18 protein-coding genes are annotated in these 22,957 nt (G+C 59.5%); 15 read left to right on the forward strand and 3 right to left on the reverse strand.

Features of this window, described 5'->3' with window-relative positions; all coding sequences use genetic code 11:
* Positions 1 to 32: 32 nt before the first annotated feature.
* Entirely contained in the window at positions 33 to 452 is a 420-nt protein-coding gene (locus GVI59_RS09460) for an NUDIX hydrolase (RefSeq protein WP_173574042.1), read from the reverse strand.
* 122 nt (positions 453 to 574) lie between these two features.
* Here GVI59_RS09460 and GVI59_RS09465 point away from each other — a divergent pair, with 122 nt between their 5' ends.
* The 7 genes from GVI59_RS09465 to GVI59_RS09495 all read left to right on the forward strand — a co-directional run bounded on the left by GVI59_RS09465 (position 575) and on the right by GVI59_RS09495 (position 10,294).
* Positions 575 to 1,525, forward strand: coding sequence for a squalene/phytoene synthase family protein (locus GVI59_RS09465; protein WP_194299090.1), 951 nt, complete (start codon positions 575 to 577; stop codon positions 1,523 to 1,525).
* A 103-nt stretch (positions 1,526 to 1,628) separates the two neighbouring features.
* Entirely contained in the window at positions 1,629 to 2,531 is a 903-nt protein-coding gene (gene hpnD, locus GVI59_RS09470) for a presqualene diphosphate synthase HpnD (protein WP_173574043.1), read from the forward strand.
* Between the two features lie 6 nt (positions 2,532 to 2,537).
* Entirely contained in the window at positions 2,538 to 3,842 is a 1,305-nt protein-coding gene (gene hpnE, locus GVI59_RS09475; RefSeq protein ID WP_173574044.1) for a hydroxysqualene dehydroxylase HpnE, read from the forward strand.
* Between the two features lie 110 nt (positions 3,843 to 3,952).
* The gene (gene shc, locus GVI59_RS09480) at positions 3,953 to 5,944 is read left to right on the forward strand and encodes a squalene--hopene cyclase (protein ID WP_173574045.1); all 1,992 of its coding nucleotides are present in this window, start codon (positions 3,953 to 3,955) and stop codon (positions 5,942 to 5,944) included.
* A gap of 3 nt (positions 5,945 to 5,947) precedes the next feature.
* The gene (locus tag GVI59_RS09485) at positions 5,948 to 6,637 is read left to right on the forward strand and encodes a phosphorylase family protein (protein ID WP_173574046.1); all 690 of its coding nucleotides are present in this window, start codon (positions 5,948 to 5,950) and stop codon (positions 6,635 to 6,637) included.
* Between the two features lie 215 nt (positions 6,638 to 6,852).
* Positions 6,853 to 9,369, forward strand: a complete 2,517-nt coding sequence (locus GVI59_RS09490) for a glycosyltransferase family 2 protein (RefSeq protein WP_173574047.1) — start codon at positions 6,853 to 6,855, stop codon at positions 9,367 to 9,369.
* A 235-nt stretch (positions 9,370 to 9,604) separates the two neighbouring features.
* Positions 9,605 to 10,294, forward strand: a complete 690-nt coding sequence (locus GVI59_RS09495) for a fumarylacetoacetate hydrolase family protein (protein ID WP_173574048.1) — start codon at positions 9,605 to 9,607, stop codon at positions 10,292 to 10,294.
* A 145-nt stretch (positions 10,295 to 10,439) separates the two neighbouring features.
* Here the strand turns inward: GVI59_RS09495 and GVI59_RS09500 are convergent, their stop codons facing one another.
* Positions 10,440 to 10,685, reverse strand: a complete 246-nt coding sequence (locus GVI59_RS09500) for a hypothetical protein (RefSeq protein WP_173574049.1) — start codon at positions 10,683 to 10,685, stop codon at positions 10,440 to 10,442.
* On the reverse strand, positions 10,682 to 12,154 hold the full coding sequence (gene xseA / locus GVI59_RS09505; protein ID WP_173574050.1) for an exodeoxyribonuclease VII large subunit: 1,473 nt from the start codon (positions 12,152 to 12,154) through the stop codon (positions 10,682 to 10,684). The genes GVI59_RS09500 and xseA overlap by 4 nt, the downstream gene beginning before the upstream one ends.
* 75 nt (positions 12,155 to 12,229) lie before the next feature.
* Between xseA and purD the strand changes: the two genes are divergently transcribed.
* The 8 genes from purD to GVI59_RS09545 all read left to right on the forward strand — a co-directional run bounded on the left by purD (position 12,230) and on the right by GVI59_RS09545 (position 22,951).
* A complete protein-coding gene (purD, locus tag GVI59_RS09510; protein ID WP_173574051.1) occupies positions 12,230 to 13,510 on the forward strand; it encodes a phosphoribosylamine--glycine ligase in 1,281 nt (426 codons plus the stop codon).
* A gap of 246 nt (positions 13,511 to 13,756) precedes the next feature.
* The gene (gene tkt, locus GVI59_RS09515) at positions 13,757 to 15,847 is read left to right on the forward strand and encodes a transketolase (RefSeq protein ID WP_173574169.1); all 2,091 of its coding nucleotides are present in this window, start codon (positions 13,757 to 13,759) and stop codon (positions 15,845 to 15,847) included.
* Between the two features lie 93 nt (positions 15,848 to 15,940).
* The gene (locus tag GVI59_RS09520; protein WP_173574052.1) at positions 15,941 to 18,796 is read left to right on the forward strand and encodes a bifunctional transaldolase/phosoglucose isomerase; all 2,856 of its coding nucleotides are present in this window, start codon (positions 15,941 to 15,943) and stop codon (positions 18,794 to 18,796) included.
* Positions 18,797 to 18,818: 22 nt separating this feature from the next.
* Complete coding sequence (gene gnd / locus GVI59_RS09525; RefSeq protein WP_173574053.1) at positions 18,819 to 19,814, forward strand: phosphogluconate dehydrogenase (NAD(+)-dependent, decarboxylating); 996 nt, start codon at positions 18,819 to 18,821, stop codon at positions 19,812 to 19,814.
* 29 nt (positions 19,815 to 19,843) lie between these two features.
* A complete protein-coding gene (locus GVI59_RS09530; protein ID WP_173574054.1) occupies positions 19,844 to 20,710 on the forward strand; it encodes a Cof-type HAD-IIB family hydrolase in 867 nt (288 codons plus the stop codon).
* 163 nt (positions 20,711 to 20,873) lie between these two features.
* Positions 20,874 to 21,629, forward strand: coding sequence for a 6-phosphogluconolactonase (pgl, locus tag GVI59_RS09535; protein ID WP_173574170.1), 756 nt, complete (start codon positions 20,874 to 20,876; stop codon positions 21,627 to 21,629).
* Positions 21,626 to 22,315, forward strand: a complete 690-nt coding sequence (rpiA, locus tag GVI59_RS09540; RefSeq protein ID WP_173574055.1) for a ribose-5-phosphate isomerase RpiA — start codon at positions 21,626 to 21,628, stop codon at positions 22,313 to 22,315. The genes pgl and rpiA overlap by 4 nt, the downstream gene beginning before the upstream one ends.
* A gap of 90 nt (positions 22,316 to 22,405) precedes the next feature.
* Positions 22,406 to 22,951 carry a gluconokinase gene (locus tag GVI59_RS09545; protein WP_173574171.1) on the forward strand — a complete coding sequence of 182 codons (546 nt, stop codon included), beginning with the start codon at positions 22,406 to 22,408 and terminating at the stop codon, positions 22,949 to 22,951.
* Positions 22,952 to 22,957: the final 6 nt, after the last annotated feature.

Consider the following 22,957-nt stretch of genomic DNA (forward strand, 5'->3'; position numbering starts at 1 on the left):
TTTGCCCCATGCTCACCGAAGGCTGTCCGCATTCAGAGATGCCCTGACCGTCCCTCAAGAGCCTGAAGCGCCTGTTGCGTCGCTTCGGTCAGAGGTGCGGGCAGGGCGGAGAGGTCGAACCACCCCATTTCAGCCAGCGCGTCGGGCTCACGGATGGCGGGTTCGCCGATGAAGGTCTCCACGAGAAAAACCGGCGCGACCCAGTGCTGCCCACCGGCCCGGTCAATCTGATCCACGACGCAGAGCAGTTCGGGCGCTTTGATCTGGATGCCCAGCTCCTCGTCGATTTCACGCGATGCTGTGTCGGCAACTTTCTCATAAGGATCGACCTTGCCACCGGGCAGTCCCCAGTGTCCTTCTCCGGGGTTGCGCTTTCTTTTAACGAGAAGGAGTTGGTCGTTATGGAAGATTGCGACGCCGCAGCCGACGCGAGGCAGGGAGATGTTGGTCATGGTGCAAGGCTCCTGTAGCTGTTCCTGCCGGATGCCCCGGTTGGTTGTCTGCTTCCGTCCGACGGAAGTAACGTGGTGGTAAGTGTAGGCAGCAGCCTTCGGAGCGTGTAAACCACCCCGCCATGTTTCCGGATTCCTCACAAGCCGCGCAGGCGGAGCCAGCCTTTCTGTCAGACAGTCTGTCAGTTGAAGACGTACGGGCTGCGGTTGCCCGCGACAAAATCGACCCGTGGCGCGCTCCTGATGTCTCCTCCGGCAAGGGGCAGTCAGACGAGAATTTCCCGGTCGGCTCGGTGCTGTTTGCGCGCGCCATGCGCAATCATGTGCATGCATATTATGATTTCGCCCGGTTCAGCGATGATGTGACGGACAGCGATCAGCTGACGCCCAAGGAAAAAGTGGCGCGTCTGGATGCGATGGAAGACATCGTGCATGGACGTGCGCAGGCGCCTGATCGCAAGGATGCCCGCTCCGCTGCGCGCGTGCGGGAGATGCTGCTGCGCACGGGATTACCGTTCGAGGTTGCAACCGATCTGCTGGTTGCTTTCCGGGAGGATGCGGTCAAAGCACGCTACGCGTCTCAGGCTGAGCTCGACCGTTATTGCCATTACTCTGCGAATCCGGTCGGACGGTTTCTGCTGGGCCTGCATGGCGAAAGCGAAAAAACTTTTCCGGCGTCCGATGCGCTCTGCACATCGTTGCAGATTCTTAACCATCTTCAGGATTGTCAGAACGACCTTCGCGTTCTGAAGCGGAGCTATGTGCCCGTGGACCTTCTTGCGGCGCAGGGGCTCGGTGTAGAGGCTGTTCTGGAAAACACGACCTCCCCGTCATTGCGTCGCGTTTTCGACATATTGCTCGACGAGACAGATCGCCTGAACGGGGTGGCTCTTGGGCTGCTGCGTCAGGTAAGGGATCGTCGGATGCGGATGTATTGCGGCGCTGTCGTAAGACTGGCGCATCTGCTGGCGGCCCGTCTACGCGCCGGAGATCCGCTGGCGGAGCGGGTGGCGCTGACGAAAGCGGATTTCGCACGGGCGGCAGTTGCGGCCCTGGGAAGCTGGAAGAACTGACATGCCTGCCGGAAGACGGGTCCGGGGGCAGGACTGACAAGACGGGGGGTGTTTGCTCCCGCTGGACTATTGGGCGGTACGGAACCGTCCGGGAAAGGATGCCATGACTGACGTACTCGGAACGCATGACGAACCCACGCCGCTCGGCTGTGACCCGACCGATCTTGCGCGCGTCGAGGCGATCGTGCGGCAGGCGGGAACGTCATTCGCCGCGGGGATGCGCATTCTGCCGCCTTATCGTCGCTATGGCATGTATGCGATCTATGCGTTCTGCCGGATGGTGGACGATATCGCGGATGGTGATGTGCCGTCCCTGAGCGGGCCGGAGCACGCAAAGGAGCGGGAAGCGCGCCTCAATGAATGGCGTGAGCGTATTGGCCGCCTTTACGACGACAAGCCTCAGGATGCGCTGGACCGGGTGCTGCATGCCTCCATCCGCTTCTTCTCGCTGAAACAGAAAGATTTTGACGACGTGATCGACGGCATGATCATGGACGCCACAGGGCCGATCGTGGCTCCGACCGAAGAAACGCTGGATCTTTACTGTGATCGCGTGGCTTCTGCTGTCGGGCGTCTGTCCGTGCATGTGTTCGGCGACAGTTCGAAACACGCCGAGCGGGTGGCCTATCACCTTGGCCGTGCGCTCCAGTTGACCAACATCCTGCGCGACGTGGCGGAGGATGCGCGGATCGGTCGCCTGTATCTGCCGAAGGAACTGCTGGCCCGTTTTGATGTGCCTGCTGACCCGCAGAAAGCACTGTCAGTTCCCGGTCTGGCCGGTGTGATGCAGATTTTGTCAGTCCGGGCGCAGGATCACTTCCGTCAGGCTTTCCGGGCTATGAAGAAATGTGACCGCAAGGCGATGGTGCCGGCCCGCATGATGGGTGGCTGCTATCTGTCGATCCTGAACGCGCTGACGAAGCGGGGATGGGCGCATGTCCGCACGCCGCTGGCGGTCTCCAAGGTCAGCAAGGCGGTCGGCGTCGTGCAGGCTTTCGCGGCCTGATCAGGGATGGCGCGTCGGGTTCATATCGTCGGTGGTGGTCTGTCCGGACTTTCGGCAGCCGTGGAGGTCGCGGGCAGCGGCCAGCATGTCATTGTGCATGAGGCCGGTCCGGCCTGCGGTGGCCGGGCGCGTTCCTATGAAGACAGGAAGCTCGGCTGTCGGATCGATAACGGCAACCATCTGCTGCTGACGGCGAACGAGGCGGTTTTCCGCTATATGGGGCTGATCGGCGCGCTGAACACGTTGCAGGGACCGGACGAGCCGATTTTTCCGTTTGTCGATCTCCAGAAGCCCTGCGTATGGACGCTGGATCTCTCCATGGGCCGCGTGCCGTGGTGGGTGTTCAGTCCGACCCGCCGTGTGCCGGGCATGCGGCTCAGTGAACTGCTCAGTCTGAAGCGCCTGATTGACGCGCAGCCAAATCAGGTTGTGTCGGACTGCCTGCTGCCGGGTGAATTCTCACGTCGCCTGCTCGATCCGTTCTCTATCGCTGCCCTGAACACTCCGAGCAACGAGGCCAGTGCGGCTTTGCTCGGTCATGTGATCAGTGAATCGCTGGCCAGGGGGGGGCGCGCCTGCCTGCCGCGTTTCCCGAAGATCGGTTTGTCCGAGAGTCTGGTGGACCCGGCTCTGGCGCATCTTTCCATTCTGAAAGCCGAAGTCCGTACGGGCCGCCGCGTCACCGGTCTGGAAACCACGAACGGTCGTGTCACGGCGCTGGTCTTCCCTGACGAACGAATCGATATCGGCGAGGACGACGCTGTCATTCTGGCCGTGACCGCGCCAGTTGCTGCCGGACTGCTGAAGGATGTGCTGCCTGCTCTGGTGGTGCCGGACGAGTTTGAAGGCATTTTCAACGCACATTTCCGTCTTGAGCGCCCTCCGGCGCCGGTGGGTGCTTTTGCGAAGACCCGTTTTGTCGGTGTCGTGGGCGCCGTAACGGAATGGATTTTCCTCAAGGATGACATTCTCTCGGTTACGGTCAGTGCGGCGAACCGTTATGCCGACCGTGATCCCGAGGATCTTGGACGGCAGATCTGGCAGGAGGTGCGTCAGGCGATGGACGGACTTCTGGCAGGTCCGCTTCCCGTCGAACCACCTTTGCAGAGACTGGTGTGGGAGAAGCGTGCAACCTTCGCCGCGACGCCCTCGCAGTTGCGGAAGAGGCCCGGTGCTGCGACAGGTCTTGTCAATCTGGCGCTGGCCGGGGACTGGACGGCGACGGGTTTGCCCGCCACCATCGACGGTTCCATTCGTTCCGGCGTCGCCGCCGTGAAGGCGCTTGGGCTTCGCGGTCCCATGTCTGACTGATGGGATCTGACTGATTTTGATTCGGGTTTCACGGTAAGGCCGTGGATTGCGTTAATGATTGACACGATTTCTGAAGAGACGTGTTTCTACTGGGGGAATGACTGCAGGCCATGCTGGACGATGTAACGAACTCTGCCACTACCGAGAACACAGGGTCGGCCTTCAGCGAACTGACCTCCAGTGAACTGGATCGTGTGGTCGAGCGTGCTCATGCGGCACTCGGTGGCAAGCAGAATGACGACGGTCACTGGGTTTTCGAACTGGAAGCCGATGCGACCATTCCGGCGGAATATGTCCTGCTTGAGCACTTCCTCGACCGGATCGACCAGCCTCTGGAAGACAAGATCGGCGTCTATCTGCGCCGTATTCAGGGCGAGCACGGCGGCTGGCCGCTCTACCATGACGGCGATTTCAACATCTCCGCGACGGTGAAAGCCTATTACGCGCTGAAGTGCATCGGTGACGACATCAATGCGCCGCACATGCAGCGCGCCCGTCAGGCGGTTCTCGATCATGGCGGCGCTGAACGCACCAACGTCTTCACACGTTTCCAGCTGGCGCTGTTCGGAGAAGTTCCCTGGCACGGTACGCCGGTCATGCCGGTTGAACTGATGCTGCTGCCGCGCTCGGCGTTTTTCTCTGTCTGGAACATGTCCTACTGGTCACGCACTGTGATCGCCCCGTTGCTGGTGCTGGCGGCGCTGCGTCCTGTCGCGGTCAATCCGCGTGGCGTGCATGTGCAGGAACTGTTCGTCACACCACCGGATCAGGTGAAAGACTGGATCAGGGGACCTTATCGTTCCAGGTGGGGTCATGCCTTCAAGGTGCTGGATCAGGTTCTGCGTCCGGTGGTGAAGCTGATCCCGCAGAAAGTGCATGAGAAGGCCATCAAGGCGTCGGTGGACTTTATCGAGCCACGTCTGAACGGCATTGATGGTCTCGGCGCCATTTATCCTGCGATGGCCAATACGGTGATGATGTATCGCGCCATGGGCGTGCCGGACAGCGATCCACGGGCCAATACGGCGTGGGAGTCGGTCCGGGCGCTTCTGGTCGATCATGGTGATGAAGTGTACTGCCAGCCCTGCGTGTCGCCCATCTGGGATACCGGTCTTGCTGGTCATGCCATGATGGAAGCGGGCAGTGGCTCCGACCCGATCGCCCGGAAGGAAACGGAAGAGAAGATGGCGAAGGCGGCTGAATGGCTGCGTGACCGCCAGATTCTGGATGTGAAGGGTGACTGGGCGATCAACCGGCCTGACCTTGAGCCGGGTGGCTGGGCCTTCCAGTATCGCAATGACTATTATCCGGATGTGGACGATACAGCGGTTGTCGGCATGCTGCTGCATCGCCAGAACGACCCGGCCAATGATGAAGCGATTGAGCGCGCCCGCAAGTGGATTGTGGGGATGCAGAGCACCAATGGCGGCTGGGGCGCATTCGATGTCGATAATGACAAGGAACTGCTGAACCACATTCCGTTCTCGGATCACGGCGCGCTTCTTGATCCGCCGACAGCCGACGTGACGGCGCGCTGTGTGTCTTTCCTTGCGCAGCTTGGTCACGCTGAGGATCGTCCGGTGATTGAGCGCGCTCTGGAATATCTGCGCGGCGATCAGGAAAAGGATGGTTCCTGGTTTGGTCGGTGGGGCACCAATTACATTTATGGCACATGGTCTGTCCTGTGCGCGCTGAACGCGGCCGGTGTTTCCCATGATGATCCGATGGTGGTGCGCGCCGTGGAATGGCTCCGTTCCGTCCAGCGTCCTGATGGTGGCTGGGGCGAAGGGTGTGAGAGCTACGAAGACGGCCCTCGTGGCCAGTACAAGGAAAGCCTTCCGTCCCAGACGGCGTGGGCGGTGCTGGGTATGATGGCGGTTGGTCGTCGTGATGATCCGGCCGTGGTGCGCGGAATCGCGTGGCTGTCAAAACAGCAGGGTGAAAATGGCGAGTGGGAAGAGGATCCCTACAACGCCGTTGGTTTCCCCAAGGTGTTCTATCTCAAGTATCACGGTTACAGGCAGTTCTTCCCGCTTCTGGCCGTGTCACGTTACCGGAATCTCAAGAGCAGCAACTCCGGTGAAGTGAGCTACGGTTTCTGAGCCATGAACAAGAGCCTTCTTTCTCCTGCCGATATCGGATTTCTTGTGGGACTGAAGGCTGAGGCCTCTCTTCTGCGACAGTTCTTTCCCGGATCGCCGGTCGCGATCAGCGGGGCCACACGGGAGGGCGCACAGAAAGGCGCCGCACGACTGATTGCTTCCGGCGTGCCTTCTGTCGTGTCGTTCGGCCTGGCGGCGGGACTGGATCCCGCGCTCAGGCCCGGCACGATTCTTGTGCCGGACGCAGTAGTGAAAGACGGAAAACTTTATCCCTGTTCACCGACTGTGCGGCGTCGTCTTGGGGCGGATGGAAGCTCCGGCGTGGTGGCGGGTGCGCTGCTGCACAGTGATGTCGTCGTACTGACTGCCGAAGAAAAGCAGCGTCTGGCCATGGAAAGCGGCTGCTGTGCTCTTGATATGGAGAGCGGCTTTCTGGCGGCGGCGGCGCAGGCCGTGAAACGGCCTTTCGGTGTGCTGCGTGTGGTGTGTGATCCGGCTGACCGGACGCTGCCTCCTGCTGCGGGCATTGCGCTTTCTCCGGATGGTGGTCTGGGTGCGGGCGCTCTGATGTCATCGCTGCTGCGTAATCCTCTCCAGATTGGCAGTCTGATCCGTCTTGGAAGTGATGCTTCCCGGGCCCGTCACGCCATGCAGCGTTTTCTGGAAGTTAAGGCTTCTGCCCTATCATCGTAATGCTGCAGAAGACGGGACGTCTGCGAGGTAGTCGGGAATTATGCCTGAATACACCTTGTAGCCGTGGCGTTTCTGGCCTCTTCCAGAGTGTTCTGCATGAAGAGTGTGTTTTGAATTGGTATGTTCTGAAGGAGGGGTGTTTTTAATATGCCTTCCGGACAGTGCTTTATCCTAGGGTGTGCTTTTTGGCGCAGACCAGGGAAACGAGGATTTTCATGAAAGCTCCCTTGCCGACTTCCCGTCAGATTACACAGTTTATTGGTTATTTTGATCATCTGGATGGTCTGGAAGTAAAAGGCTGGGCCTGCAATCTGGCCGCGCCGCGTGTACCTGCCACGCTCCATGTCATCGTTGACGGACAGGAAATCGGGTCACTGGCCTGCGATCTGCCCCGTCCGGATGTGCAGGAAAATATCGGGGTCATGACGCCCAATCTGGGTTTTTCCTTCAGACTTCCGGATTCCCTTGCTGATGGCAAAGAACATCGGATCGGTCTGCGGTTTCCGAACCGGTCCGTCGTACCCTGTCTGGTGACAGATGACGGCTCGATCAAACAGGAAGATATCACAGTCGTTTTTCAACCGCAGTTCAATTACGAATCCTGCGTGGATGGTTTCACGCGTGGCGCGCTGCGTGGATGGGTGCAGCGTATCAATACGGCGGACGGCACCCGGGAAGGCCAGTGTGAGGTCGCTGTCTTTATGGACGGTGCACCTTTCGCCCGTATTCGCGCGGACCGTTTCAGGGGCGATGTTGCGGCCGCTGTCGGCGGCGACGCCAATTGCGGCTTCGAACTGGTTATTCCGAAACATCGGCGTCAGACAGGCACGAGAACAATCCGTTTTCTGGCTGTGCCGGGTGATGTGGAACTGATGGGCAGCCCTGTCACCACGTCGCTGGTCGACAACAAGCTGGAAGAACATCTGCTCGGCGTCAGTGAGACCATTGCGAGACTGCACCGTGAGATCTCTTCCCTGCGTGCGACGGTAAGCAACCTGCTGCCCGAGCAGCGTTTCAATCTTGGCGATTATGACAACTGGGCGCGGCGGTATTTCAATGTCCTGCGGGCCCGGGTGGCGGAGCGTCGGCAGCAGCTTGGTCCTGACTTTGTCGCTAAAGGGCCGTTGGTGAGTGTCATCTGTCCGACCTACAAACCGGATATGACGGATTTCATTGCTGCCGTTGAATCTGTGATGGCGCAGACCTGGAGCAACTGGGAACTCATCGTTGTGGATGACGGAGGTAAGTCTCTGGAAGTTGCGGCGAGGATGGCGGAATATTGCCGGAATGATCCCCGCATCAAACTGATCCGTCTCAAGAAAAATCTTGGAATTTCCGGAGCGACGAACGAAGGCGTCAAGGCGGCTAAAGGCGAGTGGGTCGCTTTCTTCGATCATGATGACGCCATGGTTGACGTGGCTCTGGAAGCCATGTTGCAGGCAGCAGCCGGACTTGATCCGCAGGTGATTTATTCAGACGAGGACAAGGTCGATCAGGCGGGCTATTTCCTCGAGCCGAATTTCAAGCCGGACTTTGATTACCGGTATCTTCTGGGCTGTAATTACATCTGTCATCTCACCATGGTGCGTAACGAGGTTTTGCAACAGGTTGGAGATCTGAACGCCAGTTATGACGGCGCACAGGATCATGACCTGATGCTGCGTCTGACGGAGATTGTGCCACGGGAAGGCTTCCTGCATGTGCCGGAGGTTCTTTATCACTGGCGGAAAACACCGAATTCGACAGCAATGACGATCAGCAACAAGCAGTATGCTGTGAATGCAGGCGTTCGGGCGGTTGCGGATCATCTGAGACGTGTCGGGCATGATGCGCGGGTCGAGGCGATCAATGATCTGACCATCTATAATGTCTGGTGGGGCATAAACCGCGAGCCGACGGTTTCCATCATTATTCCGTTCCGCAATCAGGCTGATCTGACAAGGGAATGTGTCTCACGCATTCTGGAGCATACGGACTACAAGGCCTACGACATTATTCTGATTGATAACTGGTCGACGGATGAAGACGCGCTTGCTTTCTGCAAGGAGATGTCCCGTAAAAAAAGGGTCCAGGTTCTTTCGATTCAGGAAGAATTCAATTTCTCACGCCTGAATAATCTTGCCGCCGCTTCAAGTTCGTCCGAATTCTTGTTCTTCATGAATAACGATCTTTTCGTGGACGATCCCAAATGGCTGAAAACCATTGTGGGTGAGGCGATGGCTGGTGAGGATATCGGTGCAGTCGGCGGAAAGTTTGTTTATCCCAACGGGGCGATTCAGCATGTCGGTGTCGTTGTCGGGCCCGATGGCGTAGCCTCACACGTGCATCGTGGCCTGCAGGCGCATGAATACGGTTATATTTCCCGTGCGATCCTGTCCCATGAAGTCACGGCTGTTACAGCCGCCGGCATGCTGGTGCGTGCCGAAGCCTTCCGTGAAGTTGGTGGCTTTGACGAGGTAAATCTGAAAGTCGCCTATAACGACGTTGATCTCTGCCTGAAGATGCGTGAAGCGGGGTGGCGTATTATCCAGTGCAACAACTTCCTCGCGGTTCACCATGAGAGCGTGTCGCGTGGGAGTGATGATCGTCCCGAGCATGAGGCCCGGTTCTTTGCCGAGACCCAGCATATGCATCAGCACTGGGGTGATCATGCGATTTATCAGCATGATCCGGCCTACTCCCCCCACTTCATGCTTGATCAGAGTTATTACGATCTCGTCACGCCGGAATAAGACGAAAATATCAGATCCTGGTCGGGATAACCGGCTTCTGACAGCACCCGCTTCTCTGAGGCGGATGCTTTTCTATGGAGTTATGGAACTGTTTCATCTGTGCTGATCGAGTGTTTTTCAAACTGGAATCTTCATGAAAGCCAATGCCTCCACACAATCCTGAGAGCAGATTCATTAACCGATGAAACCGGCTGTGAGGTGATGCTATCCTTCAAGAAAAGAACGGATTTGTCCCATGCATTATCTCTTTGAGCCTCTTTCGATCCCATCCATTTCTGTTCGTGAGACTGACGCCCGGTTTCCTGTTCGACGGATCTGGTGTGTCGGGCGTAATTATGGAGAGCATACGCGGGAAATGGGGGGCGATCCTGCGCATGATCTTCCGATCTTTTTTGCAAAGCCCTCTGACGCAGTCACGATGGAAGAGGTTCTTCCCTATCCATTGCACACAGAAAATCTTCATCACGAAATTGAATTGGCGGTAGCGATCGGTCAGCAGGGCGTGAATATTCCGGTGCAGACAGCGCTGGATCATGTGTTCGGTTATGCCCTGGCGTTGGACATGACACGGCGCGACCTTCAGGCTGTCGCCAAGAAATCCGGTCAGCCATGGGATCTGAGCAAGGGCTTCGATCAGTCCTGCCCTATCAGCGCGATTGTACCAGTGGCGCAGTCCGGGCATCTCGTGAAAGGACGGATCAGTCTTGCTGTAAACGGGACGGTTCGTCAGCAGGGGGATATCAGTGACCTGATCTGGCCAATCCCGGAAATCATTTCCATTCTCTCGAGCTTTGTCGAATTGCGTCCGGGCGATCTTGTTCTGACCGGAACGCCGTCTGGTGTGGGGCCGGTAAAAGTCGGGGACAGGCTCGAAGGAGAGTGTGAAGGCGTCGGGAAACTTCATGTGCGCTACACGGAACGCTGAAGGTTCCTGCAGAACGGGCGATGTCTCCTAAGCGGGTTCAGGGATCAGAAAGACACCCCACAACTCGTTTGAAAAACGCCAATAAATGAATGTTTTTGGTGAAACGTTTTTCAAAAAGCTTCAGATAAAAAAGCAGCCAAGCGAATTACTGATGTGCATTGCTCGGCTGTGACGCTGGTGCAGTCTGCTCCACAGTCGGAGGCTGTTCCGACACGCGCAGGGCGTTTACGAATGACCCGCCGATGTAGAGAAGCATGGAGACGGAGGCGAGCACGATCATGATGATGAACATCAGTTTTTCAGGACGGCTTTCCGCACCATCGGCATCAGGGGAGGCGATCCTGCTGAAATCCGGCTTAATGGACTTCAGATTTTTGAATATGTTTTTCATAGATCAAGGGCTCCCTGGGCCGTATCCTTGCGGGCTTCGATGCGGGCGAGACGCTCATCATCAGCAAAAACGAGAGTGACGCGCTGGCCCGGGTTCAGTCCGGCTGCACGTGTGACCGGTTCGCCCGTTGTGTCACGGACAAGCACATAGCCTCGGTCGAGAACGGCGCGAGGCGAGACCGATTCCAGCACATTCCCGACACCCAGCAGACGGGCCTGCCGCTCGCGGCACAAGGCCTGTAACGGTGCTGCGGTCAGACGCTGGCGTCCCAGACGCGCTTCTGACGCCCGGCGAACTGCCGTCATGGCGGCATCCAAAGCGGCATTATCCAACGAAAGACGGGAACGCCGGTCGCTGAACAGAGCCGATGGAACAGGCATATGGCGTTCCGCCGCAACAAGAGCCGCCTTGCGACGTTCCAGCAGCGCGGGGAGGGCGAGGTCCAGCCTGTGTGAGCGGTCATCCAGTCGCATACGCGCCGTGCTGAGCAGGGAAGGCAGGTCCGGCAGACCGGACGCTGCACGGTCCAGACGAAGGCGTGCGGTCTGCGCGATCCGGTTCAGCGCACTTCCCATGCGGGCGATGCGATGGGTGAGATCGGCCAGCAGTTCGTCACGCACCGGCACGGCCAGTTCGGCGGCGGCCGTCGGCGTGGGCGCACGCATATCTGAGACGAAGTCGATCAGAGTGGTGTCGGTTTCATGTCCGACAGCGGAGATGACCGGAATCGGGCAGGCGGCGACGGCGCGGAGAACGGCCTCGTCATTGAAGGCCATGAGGTCTTCCAGTGAGCCGCCTCCGCGGGCGACGATCAGCACGTCCGGGCGTGGCAGATTTTCGCCGGGACCGGGGCGACCCAGCAGACTGAAGCCTTCAACAGCAGCGGCAATCTGCGCGGCGGCGCCGTCGCCTTGCACGGCGACGGGCCAGATCAGCAGGTGACGCGGGAAGCGTCGGGCGATGGTGGTGCGGATGTCGTGCAGCACCGCGCCCTGCATGGAGGTGATCACGCCGATGACACGCGGCAGACGCGGAATCCGGCGCTTACGTTCGGTGTCGAAAAGCCCTTCCTGCGCGAGTTTCAGGCGCAGCCGTTCAATACGGGCGAGCAAAGCGCCTTCGCCCGCATACTCCATCTTCTCGACGATCAGCTGATAGCTGGAGCGCTCGCCATAGGAAGAGACGCGGCCCGTGGCGATGATCTCCAGCCCGTTTTCCGGCACCAGCCCGAGGCGTGACACGGAACCGCGCCAGACGACGCCGGAAATCTTGCCTCCCTCATCCTTCAGCGAAAAATAGAGGTGGCCGGAACTGTAGCGCTTGAATTCCGTGATCTCGCCACGCACGCGCACCCGTCCGAACGTTCCTTCGAGGGTCCGTTTGATAGCCCCCGAAATTTCGGAGACCGAATATTCCGGCACATTGACGCCGGGAAAGGGAGAGGGAGGTGTCGGAGAGCCATCGTCCATGACGCGACCCTATGCTACAGACGCAGCGTTCTCAACAAGAGCCGCAGTCCATGTGGTCGGAAAGAAGGTGATGCGATGAGAGTCCTGCTGGTTGGTTCGGGTGGCCGTGAGCACGCGCTCGCGGCGGCGCTGGCGAAGTCGCCAGCTCTCACGCAGCTTTATATCGCTCCCGGAAATCCGGGCACGGCCCTGTGCGGCACGAATGTCGCCATTGCGGCAGGCAATGTTCCGGCTCTGGTGGCGTTCGCGCAGAAGGAAAATATCGACCTCGTCGTGCCGGGGCCGGAAGCGCCGCTCGTCGCCGGACTCGCCGACGCCTGTGCCGAGGTCGGGATTCCCTGCGCCGGACCGACAAAAGCGGCGGCGCAACTCGAAGGTAGCAAAACCTTCACGAAGGAAGTGTGCGACGCGGCAGGTATCCCGACCGCCAAATGGGAGCGCTTCACCGATCCGGCGCATGCCATCGCTTTCGTGCGTCGCCGTGGTGCGCCGATCGTCGTGAAAGCCGATGGTCTGGCCGCAGGTAAAGGTGTGGTCGTGGCGCAGACGGCGGCGGAAGCCGAAGAAGCCGTCACCGACATGATGACGTCCAGCAAACTCGGTAACGCTGGCCATTCGGTGGTGATCGAGGAGTGCATGGTGGGCGAGGAAGTCTCTCTTTTCGCCTTCTGTTCCGGCGAGACGGCGGTGCTGATCGGCGCGGCGCAGGATCACAAGCGTATCGGCGACGGTGACACCGGTCCGAACACCGGTGGCATGGGCGCTGTGTCGCCGCCAGCCGGGTTCGATCGTGCTGCACAGGAAAAGGCGCTTGATCTTCTGGTGCGCCCGATGCTGGCCGAGATGGTGAAGCGTGGAACGCCGTTCCATGGCGTGATTTTCGCCGGTCTGATGCTGACAGCCGAAGGGCCGAAGCTGATCGAATATAATGTCCGCTTTGGCGATCCGGAGGCGGAGGCTCTGCTGCCACGTCTGACATCCGACCTGCTGCCCGCGCTCGTGGCGCTGGCGAAGGGATCGCTGGACGAGGTGCAGGTCAGTTTCTCGGATGATGCATCCGCCGTGGTGATCATGGCGGCGGAAGGCTATCCCGGCGACTACGCCAAGGGTGGCCTGATCGAAGGGATTGATCGTGCGGAGGCCGTGCCGGGCGTGCAGGTGTTTCAGGCTGGTACGGCCCGCGATCCGCAGGGGCATCTCGTTTCGTCCGGTGGACGCGTGCTGGCTGTCTGCGGCATTGCGCCGACCCTGAAGGAAGCCATTGACGCGGCCTATCAGGGTGTTTCCGCCATTCGCTGGAAAGAGGCTGTCTGGCGGCGCGATATTGGCGCGCGAGCGCTGGCGGCGGGCGGTTGAGAAACATTCTCACAAACTCGTGATGACGGAAACCGGAACGGCCTTGTGGGCTTGAGTTCCTGAGTTCCGTGGGTGGCGCCCCTGTGTGCCTGCCTTGTCGAGGCAAAAGGGGCGTGTGATGGTATGACCCTCTCGTGCCGGGAGGGTTTTCGCCGCAACGGAAGATGATCCGTTGCAGGCCTGATTGATAGAGGATCGGTTACAATGCGTTCTTTCCACGCCGCCGCGTATGGGGCGACAGATGGTATGGCCAGTGCGACCCGGGCGCCTGAAACAGGCGGAGCAGCCGGTCACACCATCGACCGCACCTGCATTGACACCATCCGCACACTGGCGATGGACGCGGTGCAGAAAGCGAATTCCGGTCACCCCGGCACAGCCATGGCGCTCGCTCCGGTGGCCTATACGCTCTGGCAGGATGTGCTGAGCTACGACCCGGCCAACCCGATCTGGCCAGCCCGCGACCGCTTTGTGCTGTCCGTTGGTCATGCGTCGATGCTGCTTTATTCGCTGATCTGTCTCAGCGGCATCCGCGACGTGAAGAATGGCAAGGTGCTGAACGCGCCGTCGCTCACTGTCGCTGATCTCGAACAGTTCCGTCAGCTTGATTCGAAAACGCCGGGTCACCCGGAATATCACCACACGGCAGGTGTTGAGACGACCACCGGTCCGCTCGGACAGGGCTGTGGCAATTCCGTCGGTATGGCGATTGCTGAGAAATGGCTGGCTGCCCGCTTCAACAAGCCGGGTTTCCCGCTGTTCGACTATCATGTTTATACGCTGTGCGGTGATGGCGACATGATGGAGGGCGTATCGAGCGAGGCGGCTTCCACGGCCGGTCATCTGAAGCTCGGCAATCTGATCTGGATGTATGACGCCAATCAGATCTCTATCGAAGGTTCGACCGAACTCGCCTTTACGGAAAATGTCGGCAGGCGGTTCGAGGCCTACGGCTGGCAGGTTCTGACGCTGAAGGACGCCAACGATACGGCAGAGTTCAAAAAGCTGCTGACCGAGGCGAAAGCTGAAACTGATCGTCCGACGATGATCATCGTTCATTCCATCATCGCCTATGGCGCGCCGAAGAAAGCCGGCACGGCCGCCGCGCATGGCGAACCACTGGGCGTGGACGAAATCACAGCGACCAAGCGCGCCTATGGCTGGCCGGAAGACAAGTCGTTCTACGTGCCGGAAGGCGTGACGGAGCATTTCCAGCAGGGATTGGGCCTGCGTGGCGCAAAAGCCAGCAAGGCGTGGGATGATCTGTTCGCCGCCTACCGCAAGGAATTTCCGTCCGAGGCGGCTGAACTCGACCTGATCCTGTCAGGCGAACTGCCGAAAGGCTGGGATGCTGATATCCCGACCTATCCGGCGGATGCAAAAGGCATCGCCAGCCGCGCCAGTTCTGGCGAGGTGCAGAATGCGGTGGCGAAACACATTCCTTGGCTCGTTGGTGGTTCCGCTGACCTCGCGCCGTCCACCAAGACGCTCATCAAGGATGGCGGCGCGTTCCAGCCGGAAGCATGGGGCGGCAGCTATGCCGGTCGGAACTTCCACTTCGGCGTGCGTGAACACGCGATGGGTTCCATCGTCAACGGTATGAACCTGTCGGGTCTGCGGACCTATGGCGCGGGCTTCCTGATCTTCTCGGATTACATGAAAGCCCCGATCCGTCTGTCGGCGCTCATGCACCTGCCGTCCATCTATATCTTCACGCATGACTCCATCGGTGTGGGAGAAGATGGTCCGACGCACCAGCCGATCGAGCAGCTTGTGCAGCTTCGGGCGACGCCGGGCATCGTCACCATCCGTCCGGGCGACGCCAACGAGGTCGCCGAGGCATGGCGCACGCTGATCCCGTTCCGCGATCGCCCCGCCGTGCTGGCTCTCAGCCGTCAGAACCTGCCGACGCTGGATCGCAGCAAATATGCGTCTGCCTCCGGTGTGGCGAAGGGCGGTTATGTGCTGGCCGACAGCGGCAAGACGCCTGCCGTCATTCTCATCGCGACAGGCAGTGAACTCTCGCTGGCGGTCGAAGCCTATGAGAATCTGGCGGCGGACGGCGTTGCGGCGCGTGTCGTGTCCATGCCGTCGTGGGAACTGTTCGAGGAACAGCCACAATCCTACCGTGATGAGGTGCTACCGCCTTCCGTCACGGCGCGTGTGGCTGTCGAGGCGGCGTCTCCCATCGGCTGGCATCGTTATGTCGGTCTCACGGGAGAGGTCGTGTGCATGAACGGCTTCGGCGCGTCGGCTCCGGCTTCCGCCCTGATGAAGAAGTTCGGCTTTACGGTTGACGCCGTGCTGGATGCTGCCCGTCGGCAGCTGACGCTTTAAGAAACCAGCCCTGCATCCGGGTTCGGGTGCGGGGCTTTTTGTTGAATGAATGGATCGGCAGGTTCCGTTGCTGCTGCCGGGGAGAATTGCTCGATGAACGCCTCATCCGTGACCGGAAAAAGCTCCTTACGTGCTCTGGAACAGTTCGGGCAGTCACCCTGGCTGGATTTTGTGCGCAGGGGCTACACGCGGGACGGGTCGATGGCGGCCCTCATTGAAAAAGATGGCGTCAAGGGCGTGACCTCCAACCCGGCCATCTTCCAGAAAGCCATGGGCGAGGGCACGGATTACGATGCCCAGATCAGGGACGTTCTCGCCAAGGAGATTGTCTCTGCTGGTGAGTTGTATGAGCGTCTGGCGATTGAAGACATTCGGGAAGTAGCGAAGCTGCTGAAACCGGTCTTTGACCAGACTAAGGGTATCGACGGCTATGTCAGCCTTGAGGTCTCGCCTTATCTGGCGCTGGACACGGCAGCGACTGTCGAAGAAGCCGGACGTCTCTGGGAGACAGTGTCCGAGCCGAACCTGATGATCAAGATCCCGGCGACGAAGGAAGGCATCCCCGCCATCCATCAGAAGATCGCGGATGGCGTGAACATCAACGTCACGCTGCTTTTTTCGCTGGAAATGTACAAGGCTGTGGTGGAGGCGTGGATCTCCGGCCTTGAAGCGCGCCATAAGGAAGGCAAGAGCGTCGCGGGCATTGCGTCAGTTGCTTCGTTCTTTGTCAGCCGTGTGGACGGTAAGGTCGATGGCGAGATCGACCGTCGCGTGAAGGCTGGTGACAAGGACGCCGAGGCGCTGAAGGCCATTCGTGGCAAGGTCGCCATTGCGAATGCAAAGATGGCCTACCTGCACTGGCAGGAGATCATGAAGAGCGAGCGCTGGGCAAAGCTGAAGGCAGCCGGCGCTCAGCCGCAGCGTCTGCTCTGGGCTTCGACCGGCACCAAGGACAAGGCGTACAGCGACGTGCTGTATGTCGATGAACTGATTGGCCCCGAGACGGTCAACACCATTCCGCCCGCGACGCTGGATGCGTTCCGCGACCACGGTAAACCCCGTGATTCGCTGGAAGAAAATGTCGATGCCGCGAAACACGTCATGGCGGAGGTGAAGCGCCTTGGCCTCGACCTCGACGGCATGACGACCAAGCTGGTCTCCGAGGGTGTGGTCTCGTTTGAAGAGGCTTTTGACGGACTGCTCGGTTCGGTCGCGAAGAAGCAGAACGAGCTTCTTGGCAACAAGCTGACGGAAACGAAGTTCTCGCTGCCGAAAGATTTCGATGACGCCGTGAAGGCCGGTCTTGAAGCGTGGCGCAAGGACGGCACCATCCGCCGCCTGTGGGCGAAGGACGCGTCGGTCTGGACCAATGGGCCGGAAGCGAAGTGGCTCAACTGGCTCGGTATTGTTGCAGACCGTCTGAAGCATCTTCCGGAACTGGAAGCCTTCCAGAAAGAGGTGAAGGCGCGCGGCTTCAAACAGGTGCTGCTGCTGGGCATGGGCGGCTCAAGCCTCGGTCCGGAAGTGCTGGCCATGACGTTCGGCAAGCATGAGGGCTACGGTCATCTCTATGTGCTGGACAGCACCGATCCGCAGCAGGTCCGCACGTTCGAAGGCAGGATCGATCCGAAAGAGACGCTGTTTATCGTCTCATCCAAGTCCGGTTCCACGCTGGAGCCGAACATCATGCTGTCCTACTTCTTCGATGTCGCGAAGAAGGCGCTTGGCGCGAAAGCCGGTGAGCACTTCGTCGCCGTGACGGACCCCGGTTCGGCGCTGGAGAAGAAGGCGGCTACCGACGGATTCTGGAAAGTCTTCCACGGCGACAAGCAGATCGGCGGTCGCTATTCCGTGCTGTCGAATTTCGGCATGGTTCCGGCAGCAGCCTCTGGCGTGCCGCTGAAACTGTTTCTTGAAGACGCCCTGCATGGCGTGAAAGCGTGCGACGGCAGCGTGCCGCCCGCCGTCAATCCGGGCGTGCTGCTTGGCACGGTGTTCGGTATCGGCGCTGAGAAGTTCGGTCGCGACAAGATCACCATCATCGCCACGAAACAGGTGATGGATTTTGGCGCATGGGCCGAGCAGCTTATCGCCGAGTCCACGGGCAAGCTCGGCAAGGGGCTGATCCCCATCGACGACGAGACGCTGGCGGGCCCGACGCATTACGGCAAGGACCGTCTGTTCGTTTATTTCCGCCTGTCCAACGAGCACTCGCATGAGCAGGACGAGGCCGTGAAGACGCTGATCGATGCAGGCCAGCCGGTTGTGACGGTCAACCTGCATGACCGTCGTCAGATTGCGCAGGAGTTCTTCCGCTGGGAGATCGCCACGGCGGTCGCAGGCGCGTTCCTGGGCATCAATCCGTTCGATCAGCCGGATGTCGAAGCCAGCAAGATCGAGACCAAGAAGCTGACCGCCGCTTATAACGAAACCGGTTCGCTTCCGGCTGAATCGCCGTTCGCCACGGATGGTGATCTGGAGTTCTTCGCTGACAGGAAGAACGCAGCAGCACTGAAGGGCGACACGGCGCAGGCGATCCTCAAGGCGCATTTCGATCGCGTGAAGGCGGGCGATTATGTCGGTCTGCTGGCCTATATCGAGCGTGACCGCAACAGCATCGAATGGATCCAGCACACGCGTCTGGCCATCCGGGACGCCAAGACAGTCGCGACAGCCGCCGAGTTCGGTCCGCGTTTCCTGCACTCCACCGGACAGGCTTACAAGGGTGGTCCCGACAGCGGTGTGTTCCTGCAGATCACGGCGGATGACGCGCACGATCTGCCGGTGCCCGGCGAGCGTTACAGCTTCGGTGTTGTGAAAGCGGCGCAGGCGCGTGGTGATTTCGACGTGCTGGCCGAGCGTGGCCGCCGTGCGTTGCGCGTGCATATCAAGGGTGATCTGAAAAAAGGTCTGGCGACGCTTGCGTCCGCCATCAAGGCCGCGATCTGAGGCAGGAAGGAAAAAGAAGAACATGCAGATCGGAATCATTGGCCTCGGCCGTATGGGCGGCAACATCGCGGTCCGTCTGACCCGTCATGGACATGATGTGGTTGTGTATGACCGTGACCCCGCTACGGTACAGAAGGTCGTGGACCGCGCCGAGGGTGGTCGTGCTGTCGGCGCGGTGAGTGAAACCGATCTGGTGGCGAAGCTTGCGGGTGACAAAAAGGTCGTCTGGCTGATGCTGCCCGCCGGTGAGATCACCGAAGCCGCCGTTCAGTCCGTTGGCGGTCTGCTCGGCAAAGGCGATATCCTCATTGATGGTGGCAACACCTACTATAAGGACGATCTGCGCCGTGCGGCGGCCCTGAAGACGAAGGGCGTGGACTACGTCGATGTCGGCACGTCGGGTGGCGTGTGGGGGCTGGAGCGTGGCTACTGCATGATGTTCGGCGGTTCGAAAGAGGCTGCTGCTTATATCGACCCGATCCTGAGCGCGCTGGCTCCCGGCAAAGGCGACATTCCGCCGACACCGGACCGCGACTGCGCTGACCTCGATCCCCGCGCCGAGCAGGGATACCTGCATTGTGGCCCGGCAGGTTCAGGCCATTTTGTGAAAATGGTTCATAACGGCATCGAATACGGCATGATGCAGGCCTTCGCGGAAGGTTTTGACGTCATGAAAAGCAAGAACTCGCCGCTTCTGCCGGAAGACGAGCGGTTCGACCTGAACATGGCTGATATCGCCGAAGTCTGGCGTCGTGGCAGTGTCGTGTCGTCCTGGCTGCTCGATCTGACGGCCGAAGCGATGGCGCGGAATGGGGAACTGTCCGAGTTCAGCGGCGAAGTTCAGGATTCCGGCGAAGGTCGCTGGACGATCGAAGCGGCCATCGAGGAAGCGGTTCCCGTGCCGGTAATGACGGCGGCGCTGTTTACGCGCTTCCGTTCGCGCAGCGGCAACACCTATGGTGAGAAAGTGCTTTCGGCCATGCGGTTCGGCTTTGGTGGTCACGTCGAGAAGAAATAACGTCCTGTCTGCGACGCTGGGAGTATGCTGTGAAAGTTGATGATATCGCCAGACATGATGCGAAGCCTGCGCCGACGGATCATGTCCGCCTCGTGGTGACGGACATGGACGGCACGCTTCTGACGCCGGAAAAGCAGGTAGCGCGCAGCAGTGTCGATATGATCGACAGACTGCGCGCCGCCGGTGTGGCGGTGTGTCTCGTCAGCAGCCGCGCACCCGTGGGGATCGAGCGGTATCATCAGGCGCTCAACCTCGATACGCCTTATGCCGCCATGAATGGCGCCATCGTGCGGGACGGGCAGGGAAAAACCCTGTCCACGCTCACCTTGCCTGTCGAGGCGGTGAAGGCGACCATCGACATGCTGGATGTCCATGAAGTCGATGGCTGGCTGTTCTGTGGATCCGACTGGATCGTCAAGGACGAGACGGCGGGCTATGTGCCGCATGAGCAGAAAGTGCTTGGCCTTGCTCTTGTCGTGACGAAAGACTTCGGTCCGTGGGAGGATAAGGTCGGCAAGATTACCGGCTCCAGCGCGGATTATGATCTTCTGGGACGTCTTCAGGGGGAGGTTGGCCAGTTACTGGAAGGACAGGCCAGTGTCGCCTGTTCGGCGCAGTATTACCTCGACATCACGCCGCTCAATGCCAACAAGGGCTATGCGCTGCGTGAAATCGGACGGCAGCTCGGCTTTGAGCCGCATGAAATCGCCTGTCTTGGCGATATGCAGAACGATGTGCCGATGTTTGACATCGCCGGTCTGTCGATCGCCATGGGGAACGCCTCCGACGAAGTTGCCTCGCATGCCCATTTCGTGACGGATACGAATGACAACGAAGGCTGGGCGAAGGCTGTCGAACGATGGATTCTTCCGCGGGTTAGCGGATCGGTTTCCTGAGAGAGGGATAAGGGCGCGCTTCCGTTGTTCTGATCATGACGTCGGGGATGTGTGGTCAGTCCCCGGTGTTGTATGCGACTTCTGGATGGATTAAAGCCGCCCCACGGTGGCTGAGGGTTTCCGAGAGAAGCGTCATGATGAGCGTGCGTTGGGAGCGGGACTGATGGGTGGACAGGATGTGATGACGGCGCGGGAAGTCGTGCTGGAAACGCCCGATGCCGTGGCGCAGTACGTAGCCGACTTTCTGATGGAAAAAGCGTGTGCTGCACAGGGCGTGTTTCGCATTGCGCTTTCAGGCGGCTCCACTCCGCGCAAACTCTACGCACTCATGGCGAAAGCCGGTTATGCCGGGCGTTTTCCCTGGGATCGCACAGAGTTCTTTTACGGGGACGATCGTTTCGTTCCAGCCGACTCTCCGGACAGTAACCGCGGCATGGTGCAGTCGATCCTGTTCGCGCATGTCCCCGTTCCGCCAGAAAATATCCATCCGATGCCCGATCGTGGTGAACCGGATGACGCCGCCCGTTCCTACGAAGCTGATCTTCAGCGGGCGTACGGCGCCGACACACTCGTTGCTGGCAAACCGCTTTTTGACGTGGTGCTTCTGGGTCTGGGTGAGAACGGCCATACAGCTTCTCTCTTTCCACGGCAGCCGGTTCTGAAAGAGAAAACGCGGTGGGTTGCCTTCTGTGTGCCGGACGATGCACCCCATACACGACTGACACTGACCTATCCGGTGATTGCCTCCAGTCGGCATGTGCTGTTTCTCGTGACGGGACCATCCAAGGCAGACGTTCTCAGCCGCGTTCGTGCCGGAGATCCGGCTGAACCAGCCAGCCATATCCGCTCGGATGGTGAGATTATGTGGATTATCGACAGAGGCGCTGCGGGGCAGGCCGAGGGGAAAACGGGACGATGAGCGCGAGCGAATACAAACGTCAGGCAGCAGAGCTGGCGGCCGAGATGGTTGAAGACGGCATGGTCGTCGGTCTTGGCACTGGAAGCACGGCAGCTTTTGTCGTCGAGGCGCTGGGGCGACGGCACAAGGAAGGCCTGCGTTTCGTAGCGATCCCGACCTCCGTGGCGACCGAAAAGCAGGCGCTGGGACTGGGTATTCCCCTTACGACGTTTGGGGAACATGCAAGGGTCAATCTGACCATTGATGGCGCTGATGAAATCCAGCGCGGCACGCTCAACCTTATCAAAGGGCTCGGTGGCGCGCTTCTGCGTGAAAAGATTGTCGCGGCCTCATCGGACCGTCTGGTGATTGTGGCGGATGACACGAAGCTGGTTGATCATCTCGGGATGAAGACACTTCTGCCTGTGGAAGTGACGTCTTTCGGCTGGGAAGCGACTGCCCGCCAGATTGAGCGGCTGGGCGGGCAGGCATCTCCCCGTCGCAATCGGGAAGGGGCTTTCTTCGTCAGTGACGGTGGTAACCTGATTCTTGATTGTCGTTTCCCGGTGATTTCCGATGCCGGACGTCTTGAGCAGGATATCCGCTCAATTGTCGGTGTGGTTGAGAGTGGGCTGTTTGTCGGAATGGCGACGGACGCTATTGTGGCCGGCGGAGAAGGGATTGCTCATCTGACCGTGGGTGCGTGAATACGTCCTGACGGTGAAACGGATGGGGGACTTCCGATTCCTTGTCAGTGTTGTTTCTGAACTGGAACTGTGATGCTGGGAGAGCAGGCTATGGCGCAGTCATGTCCAAACGGCGTCATGCCTCGTCTGGTGGTCGTCATGGGCGTTTCCGGGAGCGGCAAGACTGTGGTGGCGGAGGGGCTGCGTTCCCAACTCGGCTGGCCTTTTCAGGAGGGGGATGATCTTCATCCTCCACACAACATCGCCAAGATGTCTTCAGGCGAACCTCTCACGGATGAGGACCGCTTGCCCTGGCTGGAAAAATGCCGGGAGTGGCTTGCTGAACGTGCGAGGGATGGCAGGGGAGGGGTTCTAGCCTGCTCGGCGCTCAAGGGTGTTTATCGTGATATTCTGAGACAGGAGGGAGTGGATGTCACATTCCTCTTTCTCAGGGTGCCCCGCGATGAACTTGAACGTCGCCTGAAAGGTCGCAAAAGGCATTTCATGCCTGTTACCCTGCTGGACAGTCAGTTGGAAACATTGGAAGCGCCATCAGACAAGGAACATATTCTTGTGCTGGATGCCGTGGATCATCCGGCAGATGTGATTGCTAAAGCGATTGATCTTCTTTGTGAGGATCAGGAAAGCCGACGCTGAGCATTA

Source organism: Acetobacter sicerae (genome assembly GCF_011516765.1).
GTDB classification, from domain to species: Bacteria; Pseudomonadota; Alphaproteobacteria; order Acetobacterales; family Acetobacteraceae; genus Acetobacter; species Acetobacter sicerae.